This window comes from Streptomyces paludis (assembly GCF_003344965.1).
Taxonomy (GTDB): domain Bacteria; phylum Actinomycetota; class Actinomycetes; order Streptomycetales; family Streptomycetaceae; genus Streptomyces; species Streptomyces paludis.
This window is the reverse complement of sequence record NZ_CP031194.1, coordinates 7,825,662-7,837,898: the sequence shown is the minus strand read 5'-3', so window position 1 is coordinate 7,837,898 and position 12,237 is coordinate 7,825,662. Positions and strand designations below refer to the sequence as shown.

Annotated in this window: 3 protein-coding genes; 2 read left to right on the top strand and 1 reads right to left on the bottom strand. The window is 71.0% G+C overall.

Features of this window, described 5'->3' with window-relative positions:
• Window positions 1-48 precede the first annotated feature (48 nt).
• Complete coding sequence (locus DVK44_RS34015; RefSeq protein ID WP_456243363.1) at window positions 49-9,195, bottom strand: type I polyketide synthase; 9,147 nt, start codon at window positions 9,193-9,195, stop codon at window positions 49-51.
• A 229-nt stretch (window positions 9,196-9,424) separates the two neighbouring features.
• On the opposite strand from DVK44_RS34015, the gene DVK44_RS34010 reads away from it, so the two are divergent.
• Entirely contained in the window at window positions 9,425-10,801 is a 1,377-nt protein-coding gene (locus DVK44_RS34010; protein ID WP_114665617.1) for a glycosyltransferase, read from the top strand.
• A 32-nt stretch (window positions 10,802-10,833) separates the two neighbouring features.
• Complete coding sequence (locus DVK44_RS34005) at window positions 10,834-11,892, top strand: DegT/DnrJ/EryC1/StrS family aminotransferase (RefSeq protein ID WP_114664457.1); 1,059 nt, start codon at window positions 10,834-10,836, stop codon at window positions 11,890-11,892.
• Window positions 11,893-12,237: the final 345 nt, after the last annotated feature.

The window sequence follows — 12,237 nt, the reverse complement described above, 5'->3', positions numbered from 1 at the left end:
AGGTCCTCTTTCTCCATCAACGAACGGGGGGGGAGCGGCGGGTGGGGCTCAGTCCTGGGAGATGCCCAGCTCGCCGTCGATGATCGTGAACAGCTCGTCGACCGACACTGAGTTGATCTTGTCGGCATCGATCTCGTCCTTGGGGCCGGCCGCGTCCGTCGCGGCCTGTCGCAGCTGCCGGCCGAGCTGGTCGAGCCGGTCGGCCAGCGCCGTGTGCTCGGCCGTGGAGCCGACGGCCGCGACAGCGGCCTCCAGCCGGTCCAGTTCGTCCCATGGCATGCCGTGTTCGGCGGCCTCGGGCCCGGCGGACGGCGCCAGCTCGTCCCGCAGGTGCTCCGCGACCGCCAACGGGGTCGGGTAGTCGAACAGCAGTGTGGACGGCAGCCGGCGGCCGGTAGCTGTGGTGAGCCGGTTGCGCAGTTCAACGCCGGTGAGTGAGTCGAAGCCGAGCTGCCGGAACTCGCGGGACTGCTCGATCGCCGTCGGCGAGCCGTGGCCGAGAACGGCGGCGGCCTCGGTCCGTACGACGCCGAGCACCAGCCGAACGCCTTCGTCGGGAGCCATGCCGACGAGGCGCGATTCCAGCGTGGCGGCATCCGCCGGGGCGTTGGAGGCGGTGGCACGGCGACCGGCGCCGGCGAGGCCGCGCAGCACGGCCGGCACGTCACTCCTCATACGCAGCTTGGACAGCTCCAGCCGCATCGGGACGAGCGCCGGGACGTCGACGGCCAGCGCGACGTCGAACAACGCCATGCCCTGCTCCATCGACAGCGGGGTCATGCCGTCGCGGGCGATCCGCGCGAGGTCCGCATCGGACAGCGTCGCGGTCATGCCCACACCCGGCGCCCACGCGCCCCAGGCCAGTGAGATGGCCGGCAGGCCGAGTGAACGACGGTACGCGGCGAGCGCGTCGATGAACGCGTTCGCCGCGGCGTAGTTGGCTTGTCCGGCACCGCCGATGACGCCCATGACCGAGGAGAACACCACAAAGTCCGCGAGCGGCCTGTCCCTGGTCGCCTCGTGCAGGTTCCAGGCAGCGTCGGCCTTCGCCCGCAACACGGTCGCCAGCCGCCGCGGCGTGAGCGAACCGACCACGCCGTCGTCGAGCACACCCGCGGTGTGCACCACCATGGCGAGATCGGGAATGCCCGCGACCAGCTCGCGAGTGGCGTCACCGTCCGCGATGTCGCAGGCGACGATCCGTACCTCAGTGCCCAGCGCCGCCAGTTCCTCGCTCAGCTGTGCCGCGCCGTCCGCTGTGGGGCCCCGGCGTGAGGCCAGCACCATCCGGACCGTGCCCTGCCGGGCCAGGTGCAGGGCGAGCCTGCTGCCGAGTCCCCCCGTGCCGCCGGTGATGAGGACCGTGCCGTCCGTCGCGCGCTCCGCCGGCATCGTGAGGGCGATCTTGCCGATGTGCTTGGCGTGGCTCATGAACCGGAAGGCGTCGCCCGCCCGCCGCACGTCCCACGACCGCACCGGCAGCGGCGCCAGCGCGCCGGCATCGAACAGCTCACCCAGTTCGACGAGCATGCCCGCGACGCGATCCGGTTCCACCGTCATCAGGTCGAACGGCAGATACCGCACGTCGGGCAGATCGGCCGGATCGCGCAGGTCCGTCTTGCCCATCTCCGCGAAGCGGCCGCCGGCGGCGAGCAGGCCCAGGGACGCGTCGATGAACTCCCCGGCCAGGGAGTTGAGGACAACGTCGATCCGCCGCCCGCCCAGCACCCTGCCGAACGTCTCGGCGAACCGGAGCGTCCGGGAGGAAGCGATGTGGTCGTCCGGGACGCCGAGAGCGCGCAGCGTGTCCCACTTGCCCTCGCTCGCCGTGGCGAACACCTCGGCGCCCAGGTGCCGCGCCAGCTGGATCGCCGCCATGCCCACCCCGCCGGCCCCGGCGTGGATGAGGACCCGCTCGCCGCCGCGCAGCCCAGCGAGGTCGACAAGGCCGTGGTACGCGGTGAGAAAGACCGCCGGGACTGTCGCGGCGGCCTCGTCCGACCAGGCCGCCGGCACGGGCGTGACCAGCCGTTCGTCCACGACCGCCAGCGGACCGAAGGCACTCACGATCAGGCCCATGACGCGGTCGCCGACCCGCACGCCGCGCGCCTCGGGACCGACCTCGACGACCTCCCCCATGCCCTCGGCGCCGGGCGCGCCCGGGTCGCCGGGGTACATGCCGAGGACGTTGAGCACGTCCCGGAAATTCACTCCCGCCGCGCGCACCCGCACGCGGACCTGCCGGCCGCTCAGTGCCCGTCCGGCCTCGGGATACGGGACAAGTGCGAGGTCGTCGATGCTGCCCCGCTCAGGGATGTCCAGCCGCCACGCGTCGCCGCCGGGCGGCAGCAGGCCCGCGTTCGCGCCGAGGCGTGCCAGGCGGGGGGCGTGCACGACTCCGTCCCTTACCCACCCCTGCGGCTCGCCGGACGCCACCAGCGCACCGTACGCCGTCGCCAGGTCTCCGCCTTCCGGAAGGTCCAGCAGGAGGAAGCGGCCGGGGTTCTCGGTCTGCGCGCTCCGCACCAGGCCCCATACCGCGGCCGAGGCCGGATCGTCGCCCGTCACCGCACCGTGCGTCACGAACAGCAGCGGTTCCTCTCTGCCGCCGGATATCCGCTCCTGGAGGGCCTTGAGCGCCCTGGTCGCCGCCGTACGGGCCAGTGCCGCCATGTCGCCGGTGGCCGGAGCGAAGTCCACGGCCTCGGGAGGGCCGACCAGCTCGGCCCGCGGCAGCGGGCTCCAGTCCAGCGCGAACAGCGAGTCGTACGCGCGGGCCGCGACGGGAGCGGCGGCCGACCGCAGCGTCAGCGACTCCACGACCGCGACCGGCTTGCCGAGTACGTCCGCGGCGGTGACGGCAACACCCGAGCCGTTCGGGGTCAGGCGGACCCGCAGCGTCGCCGCGCCGGCCGCCGGCAGGGACACGCCCTCCCACGCGAACGGCAGGGCCCCGGGCGTCACCCCCACATCACCGAGGAACGCCACCTGCACGGCGGCGTCGAGCAGCGCCGGATGCAGGCCGAAGGCACCGGCCCGGCCCGCCACCACGTCGGGGAGCGCGACCTCTGCGAATACTTCGGTGCCCCGCTGCCACACCGCACGCACGCCCCGGAACGCCGGGCCGTAGGCGAGGTCCATCCCGGCCAGCCGCTCGTAGCAGCCGTCCACCGGCAGTGCCAGGGCGCCGGCCGGCGGCCACTCGCCGCACGCGAACGCGGTGTCCGCCACGGAGGTGTCCGCCGTGAGGGATCCGGTGGCGTGCAGCGTCCAGGCGCCGTCCGTCCACGAGGAGACCTTCACCGGGTGGCTGCCGCCCTCGGCCACGCCGACCGAGACCTGTACGGGCACCGAACCGTGCTCGGGCAGCACCAGCGGCACGGCCAGCGTCAGTTCGTCCAGCCGTCCGCAACCGACCTCGTCCCCCGCGCGCAGCGCCAGCTCCACGAATCCCGTACCCGGGAACAGGATCCGGCCACCGATCACATGGTCCGCCAGCCAGGGGTGCACCGCGGCGGACAGACGGCCGGTGAGCACCACGCCATCACCGTCCGCCAGCCGCACAACCGCGCCCAGCAGTGGGTGGCCGGCCCGGTCGAGACCCGCGCCGATGACGTCACCGCTCTCGCCTCCGTCCGGCCAGAACCGCTGGTGGTGGAACGCGTAGGTGGGGAGATCCACGGTGCGCGCGCCGGTGTCCGAGAGGAAGGCCGGCCAGTCCACCTCCGTGCCGCGCACGTGCAGTTCCGTCAGCGCGGTGACGGCCCGGTCCTCCTCGGGCCGGTCACGGCGCAGCAGTGGGATCGCCCGTATGTCGGCGTCCGGCACGGCGTCGGGCACCAGTGCGCTGAGCGTGCCGTCCGGTCCGAGTTCGAGCACCGTGCGGACGCCCGCGTCGGCCAGTGCCCGGACCGCGTCCGTGAACAGCACCGGTTGCCGGGCGTGCTGCACCCAGTAGGTCGCGTTGTCCGGGGTGTCGATGCGTCCGGTGAGGGCCGACACAAACGGAATGCGGGGCTCATGGAACGTCAGGTCCGCCAGCGTCTCGCCGAACTCGGCCAGCATCGGGTCCATCAGCGGCGAATGGTAGGCGTGGGAGACCGGCAGCCGCCTCGTGCGGCGGCCCCGCTCCGTGAACGAGTCGCGGATCGCCGCCACCACCTCGCCGGCACCGGCCACGACGACCGACATCGGCCCGTTCCGGGCGGCGATGGACACGCCCTCCACCAGCAGCGGGCAGACCTCTTCCATGGACGCCTCGACGGCCAGCATCGCACCGCCCTCGGGCAGGGCCTGCATCAGGCCGGCCCGCGTGCGCACGAGTGTCGCCGCGTCGGCCAGTGACAGGACACCGGCGACGTGCGCGGCGGCAATCTCACCGACCGAGTGGCCGCCGACCACGTCCGGTGTGACGCCCCACGACTCCACGAGCCGGTACAGGGCGACCTCCAGCGCGAAGAGCGCCGGTTGTGTCCAACCGGTCCGGTCCAGTTCCTCCGCGTCCAGGCCCCACATGACGTCCCGGACCTCGGTGCCCAGCGCCGCGATGACCTCGTCGTACGCCGTGACGAACGCCGGGAATCGCTCGTACAGGCCGCGGCCCATGCCGAGGCGCTGTGCCCCCTGCCCGGTGAACAGTACGGCGAGTTTGCCCTGGACGACCGTGCCCTCGACGGTGTGGGTCAGATCGGTCAGTGAGGCCCGCAGGGCGTCGCCGTCCCGGCCGATCACGGCGAGACGGTGCGCGAACCGCGTGCGGGTGCCCGCCAGGGAGAGCGCCACATCGGCCGCGCCGCCGGACGCGGTCGCGACCCGCGCCGCCTGCGTGCTCAGCGCCTGGGATGTGGGGGCCGACACCACCCACGGGACCAGTACACCGTTCGTCTCCGGCGCGGGCTCCGGCGGGGCGGCCGCCTCCAGTACGACGTGAGCGTTGGTGCCGGAGATACCGAACGACGAGACGCCCGCGCGCCTCGGCCGGTCCGTGTCGGGCCACGGCATGGTCTCGGTGAGCAGTTCCACCGCACCGGCCGACCAGTCCACATGGGAGGACGGCTGTTCCACGTGCAGTGTCCGCGGCAGCGTCCCGTGCCGCATGGCCTGCACCATCTTGATCACGCCCGCGATTCCGGCGGCGGCCTGTGTGTGGCCGATGTTGGATTTCAGGGAGCCGAGCAGCAGTGGCGTCTCCCGGTCACGGCCGTAGGTCGCCAACAGGGCCTCGGCCTCGATCGGGTCGCCGAGTCTCGTGCCGGTGCCGTGCGCCTCGACCGCGTCCACCTCCGAGGGACGCAGACCCGAGTTCGCGAGCGCGGCACGGATCACCCGTTGCTGCGACGGCCCGTTCGGCGCGGTCAGGCCGTTCGAGGCTCCGTCCTGGTTGATGGCCGAGCCACGCACGACGGCGAGTACGTGGTGTCCGTTCGCACGCGCGGCGGACAGCCGCTCCAGCGCGAGCACGCCAACGCCCTCGGACCAGCCGGTGCCGTCGGCGGTGTCGGAGAACGATTTGCACCGGCCGTCGGCGGCGAGGCCGCCCTGCCGCGTGAACTCCACGAAGTTGTCGGGCGTGGACATGATGGTCACGCCGCCCACCAGCGCGAGCCCGCACTCCCCGGCCCGCAGTGCCTGTGCTGCCAAGTGCAGCGCGACCAGTGACGACGAACACGCGGTGTCGACGGTCAGCGCCGGACCCTCAAGTCCGAGCATGTACGCTATACGGCCCGACATGACGCTCGGCGTCGTTCCGGTCATCACAAAGCCGCGGGAGTCGTCGCGTCGGCCGAGCAACGATCCGTAGTTGCCGCCGAACGTTCCGACGAACACGCCGGTGCGGGTGCCGCGCAGGGAGGTCGGGTCGAGTCCGGTGCGCTCCAGCGCCTCCCACGCGGTCTCCAGCAGCAGGCGCTGCTGCGGGTCCATTGCCATGGCCTCACGCGGCGATATCCCGAAGAACTCGGCGTCGAAGGCCGCCGCGTCAGGGAGAAATCCGCCCGAGCGAGTGGCGACGGCGGGCGTACCGTCGGAGCCGGGGGTGAAGAGCGCGTCCAGGTCCCAGCCACGGTCGACCGGGAACTCGCCGGCCACGCAACGCCCCTCGGCGGCGACCCGCCAGAGGTCCTCGGGGCCGGCGATGCCGCCCGGGAACCGGCAGGCCATGCCGACGATCGCGATCGGCTCGTCGGCGACGGCCGTGGTGGCAGTGGTCTCCTCTCCCTCGCCGTTGACAGTGGCAAACAGGTAGTCGGCGAGACGGTCGGGCGTCGGGTGGTCGTAGACGACGGAGGCCGGCAGGCGGATGCCGAGTGCGACGACGAGTCGCTCGCTCAGGTCGACGGCGGTGATCGAGTCGAAGCCGAGGGCGCGGAACTCGCGGGACGTGTCGATCGCGTCCGTACTCGAGTGTCCGAGCGCGGTAGCGGCCTGTGTCCGGACGGTATCGAGGAGCGCCGCGCGATCGAGTGCGGGAACTCCTGTGACGGCGACGGGTTCCGGTTCCCGCACGGGCGCTGCCGTGGCACCGGGACCGGCCGTCCAGTACCGGCGACGGTCGAACGCGTACGTGGGCAGGTCCATCCGGCGGCCGCCCTCGTACAGCCCGGCCCAGTCCACCGCCACACCGCGTACGAACGCCTCGGCGAGCGACCTGTGCACACGGTCCAGGCCGCCCTCGTCGCGGCGCAGAGTACCCGTCACCACCGCGCGTACCCCGGCAGCTTCAACCACCTCGTTGATACCGATGCGCAGCACCGGATGCGGGCTGCATTCGATAAACGCGCGGTGTCCCTCGCCGAGCAGCGTGGCGACGGCGGGCCCGAAGTTCACCGTGTTGCGGAGGTTCCGATACCAGTAGCCGGCGTCCATCAGTGTGGTGTCGAGCCACTCGCTGGTCACCGTCGAGTAGAAGGGCACCTCCGCGGTGCGGGGCCGGACCGGCGCGAGCAGTGCGAGCAGTTCCTCCTGGACGTCCTCGACCTGCGACGAGTGTGAGGCGTAGTCCACGGCGATACGCCGTACCCGCACGCCGTCCGCGGTCAAGGTGTCGAAGAGCGTATCCAACGCGGCGGGCGCACCGGCCACGGCGACCGAGCCCGGCCCGTTCACCGCCGCGATCTGCACGGATCCGTCCGCGGGCAGCAACGGCTCGACATGCTCCACCGGCAGCGGCACCGACATCATGCCGCCCGCTCCCGCGAGCCTGCGCGCGATGGCCTGGCTCCGCAGTGCCACCACCCGTGCTCCGTCCTCGAGAGACAGCGCGCCGGCGACGACCGCGGCGGCTATCTCACCCTGCGAATGCCCGACAACCGCGTCCGGACGCACACCACGCGAACGCCACATCGCCGCCAACGCCACCATCATCGCGAAGGACGCCGGCTGCACCACGTCCACACGGTCCAGCCCGGGGGCGCCCTCGGCCCGGCGCAGTACGTCCTCCAGAGACCAGTCGGTGAACTCGGACAACGCCGCCGCGCACTCGGCGATCCGTTCCGCGAATACCGGCGACTCGTCCAGCAGCCGCGCGCCCATGCCGGACCATTGCGCACCCTGGCCGGGAAACACGAAAACGGTCCGGCCCTCGACGTCCGCCACACCCTCGACGACGGCGGGTGACGCCTCGCCGCGGGCGAACACCGCCAGCGCCTCGCGGTCGACGACCACCGCCCGGTGTTCGAACAACGCACGTGAGGTCACCAGGGAAAGCCCGAGGTCCCGCGGATCGGCCGCAAGCCCGACCAGAGCCGCCGCCTGGCCGCGCAACGACGCCGCGGACCTGGCCGACAGCACCAACGGCGGCGCGGCCGTGTCGGTTTCGGGCTCGCGTGCCACCGGCGGGGGCACGGGCGGGGCCTCCTCCAGAAGGACATGGGCATTGGTGCCGCTGAAACCGAAGGACGACACGCCGCACCGCCGCGGGGCGTCGCCAACTGTCCAGTCACGGCGTTTCGTCAGCAGTGCGACCGCACCGGACGACCAGTCCACGTGTGGCGTCGGTGGTTCGGCGCGCAGAGTGGCGGGCAGGACGCCGTGCCGCAGGGCCTGCACCATCTTGATCACGCCGAGCACGCCGGCCGCGGCCTGCGTGTGCCCCAGGTTGGACTTCAACGACCCGAGCCACAGCGGCCGGTCGCGGCCCTGTCCGTACGTGGCGAGCAGTGCGCGGGCCTCGATCGGGTCGCCGAGCGGGGTGCCGGTGCCGTGCGCCTCCACAGCATCCACCTCGCACGTGTCCAGGCCGGCGTCGGCGAGCGCCGCGACAACGACCTCGCGCTGTGCCTCTTCGCTCGGAGCGGTGAGTCCGGCCGAGGCACCGTCGGAGTTGATCGCCGAGCCCCGCACCACGGCCAGTACCTGATGTCCCTCGGCGCGTGCCGTGGACAGGCGCTCCACGAGCAGCACACCGACGCCCTCGCTCCACGCGGTCCCGTTCGCGGCCGCGCCGAAGGGTTTCGGCCGTGCGTCGGGCGACAGTGCCCGCTGTCGGCTGAACGCGATGAACGCGGCGGGAGTCGGCATGACCGTGACGCCTCCGACGATGGCCCGCTCGCATTCACCGCCGCGCACCGAGCGCACCGCGAGGTGCAGGGCGACCAGCGAGCTGGAGGACGCCGTGTCCACGGTGAGCGCTGGTCCGCGGAGCCCCAGTTCGTAGGCGACTCGGCCGGAGGCGACGCTGCCGGCGGTGCCTGTGTGCAGGTGGCCCTCGGCGCCGTGTGCGTTGGTCAGTCCCGGCCCGTACTCGTGCGCCTCTGCGCCGACGAACACACCGGTAACGCTGTCACGCAGTGTCGTCGGATCCATACCCGCCCGTTCGAGCGCCTCCCACACGACCTCCAGCAGCACTCTCTGCTGCGGATGCATCGCCTCGGCCTCACGGGGTGAGATCCCGAAGAAGGAGGCGTCGAACTCGGCGGCGCCGGGGAGGAATCCGCCCTCGTGCACGTAACTCCGGCCCGGCGCCGCCGGGTCGGGGTCGTACAGCGTGTCGAGATTCCAGCCTCGGTCCGCGGGGAACGGTCCGAACACGTCCTCGCCGTCGCGCAGCAGGCGCCACAGTGCCTCGGGCGAGTCGATGCCGCCGGGCAGACGGCACGCGCCGGCGACGATCACCACCGGGTCGATCACTTCGGAGTTCTCGTTTCCGGCTTCGCTCATGACGCGGGACCACCCAACCGGTAGGCACGACAGGGACACACAGCGGTGGAGCGTATGAGCAGCCCAACCCGTTTTTCCCTACTGATGGGGGATCACCGCGCGGCTCTCCGTGGGCCCGGTGCCATGACCGGCGATGTCTGCCGTCACGGGCAGAGCTTGCCGGGAGAGGCACTAGGGAATTCCGAGCACCAGCGATGGGATAAACGGAACCTCGGGGGCGCATGCCAGTCCCGCGTCCATGGACAAGCCCGCCGGAAAGGTACTGTTCATGTCATCCAGCTCACGGCCAATCCTGTTCGTCAGCCTCCCGGAGAGCGGTCTGTTCAACCCGCTGCACACGATCGCGGGCGAGTTCACACGGCGTGGTGTCGAGGACCTGTGGTACGCCACCGACGAGGAACGCCGAAGCGACATCGACGCGCTGGCCGACGCCTCGAAAATCCGGTTCGCCTCCCTGGGCGACGTGGTGCCTGAGCTGTCATCCCTGACGTGGGACGAGGATGTGTACGCCAAGGTGACCGGCCCGAAGCGGTTCGCCGCCCACGCCGCCCTCATCCGCCACACCTTCGACCCCGCGCTGCACGTCGAGAAGTACAAGCGGCTCGTCAAGATAGTCGATGAGGTGAAGCCCGCGCTGATGGTCATCGAGAGCCTCACCGCGTATGCCGTTGACATCGCGATCACTCGCAAGATCCCCTATGTACTGGTGGTGCCGTTCCTGCCGAGCAACTACGTCACCTCCTACACTCCGTTCGGCAAGGCGTACACACACGCGGACTTCCCGGTGCCGCACTCGGGCCTGTCGGTGAAAATGACAGCGCGCCAGCGCATCGAGAACCGGCTGTTCCGGTGGCGCACCCTGGGGGTCTTCCTCCGGCCCTCGATGATGCGCATGCTCAAGAAGGACAAGCGCACCTCCGAGGAGCTGGGCATCGACCCGGAGGCGCGCCGCTTCATGGCGAAGATCGACCGGGCGGAACTTGTGCTGGTCACGTCGCTCGCCGAACTGGACTACCCGTTCACGGCGCCGGACAACATGCGGATGGTGGGCGCGCTGATCCCGCCGCTGCCGCAAGCTCCCGAGAGCGACGGCCTCGACGACTGGCTGTCCGAGCACGAGTCCGTGGTGTTCGTCGGCCTCGGCACGACCACACGCCTGACCGCAGGGCAGGTTTCGGGCATGCTGGAGGTGATCCGCAGGCTCTCGGGCCGGACCCACTTCCTGTGGAAACTACCGAAGAGCCAGCAGCACCTGTTGCCGGACACACCGCTGCCGGCGAACGTACGCATCGAGAGCTGGGTCCCCTCACAGCTCGACGTGCTCGCGCATCCCAACGTGAAGCTGTTCGTCACCCACGGCGGTGGCAACGGCTTCCACGAGGGGTTGTACTTCGGCAAACCGATGGTGGTCCGTCCCCTGTGGGTGGACTGTCACGACCAGGCGGTGCGCGGCGAGGACTTCGGCGTGAGCCTCACGATCGACGCGCACCGGACCGGCGTCGACGAGATCGAGCGGGCCATCACCCGGGTACTGGACGAGCCGTCCTTCGCCGGGCGCGCCCGCCACTTCGGCGAGCAACTGCGTGTCGCGGGCGGCGCGGCCACTGCCACCGATCTCGTGCTCGCGCTGCCCGCTCTGTCCTGAACGCTGGCGACCACTCAACGAACGAGGAAGCAATGGGAATCAGGTACTCGGTCTCCCGGCCCAGCCTGACGGGAGCCGAACTGGCATACGTGTCCGACGCGATCAACAGCGGATGGATCTCCGCGCACGGGTCTCATGTCCGGCGCTTCGAGGAGGAGTTCGCCCAGTACAACGGAGTCGCGCACGGTGTGGCGTGCTCGTCTGGCACCGCGGCTCTCACGCTCGCACTGCGTGCCCTGGGTATCGGTCCCGGTGACGAGGTCATCGTGCCGGAGATGACGTTCATAGCCTCCGCGTGGGCAGTCACCTACACGGGCGCCACGCCGGTGTTCGTGGACTGCCGGGACGACCTGAACATCGACCCGGACCTGATCGAGGAGAAGATCACTCCTCGCACCCGAGCGATCATGCCGGTACATGTGAACGGCCGGCGCTGCGCCATGGACCGGATCATGGACATCGCGTTCGAGTACAACCTGCGGGTGGTGGAGGACTTCGCGGAGGCGCACGGCATCAAGCCGGTCGGCGACGTGGCGTGCTACTCACTGTTCGCCAACAAGATCATCACCTCGGGGGAGGGCGGCATCTGCCTCACCGACGACGCCAGGCTGGCCAGGCAGATGTCGCACCTGGGCTCCATGGCGTTCACCAAGGACCGCAGCTACCTGCACAAGACCATCGGCTACAACTTTCGGATGACCGCGCTCCAGGGCGCGGTGGCACTCGCGCAGGCGGAACGCATCGACGAGATCCTGGACGTCCGCAAGGAGATCGGGCACCGCTACGACGAGGGCCTGGCCGGCATCGACGGGATCACCCTGATGCCGGCGCGAGACGTGCTCTGGATGTACGACTTGCTGGCCACGGATCGGGACGCCCTCATGGAGTTCCTCAAGGACGACGGCATAGAGACCCGGTACTTCTTCCAGCCGATGAGCAAACAACCCATGTACCACGACCCGGTGTGGCCCTCGCTCAACGCCACCCGGTTCAGTCAGGAGGGCCTCTACCTGCCCACCTACACCGATCTGAGCGCCGAGGACCAGGATTTCATCGTCGGCCGGGTGCGCGAGTTCTACGAAGCCGGCTGACCGGCACCCCGACCGCAACGAACCCCCTCCGGCACGATCGCGCCGGACCGCCACGTCCTGTCCGGCACACAGCGCGATCCGCAGGAGGGAAGCGGGCTCACGGCGTCCGGTGCGCCGTGCGTGCGGCCCGGCACCCGGCCGGGCGAGCGGAAGCGCCTCCGCCGGGAGGGAACAAGAAGCACGACGTCTTGTTCCCTCCCGGCGGAGGCGCTTCCGCTGTGGCGCGTTCGGTCCCGGCTCGCGTGGCTGTTCCGCGTACGCCCCCGTTGGATCCCTACCGCACAGCGTGCGCCCGCTCATCCTCGCGGGCGCACGCTGTGCCGTCATGCGGCTGTCAGCCGTGCG

Coding starts and splice junctions, on each gene's coding strand:
- DVK44_RS34010 (WP_114665617.1), top strand. CDS start 9,425: ATGTCATCCAGCTCACGGCCAATCCTGTTCGTCAGCCTCCCGGAGAGC.
- DVK44_RS34005 (WP_114664457.1), top strand. CDS start 10,834: ATGGGAATCAGGTACTCGGTCTCCCGGCCCAGCCTGACGGGAGCCGAA.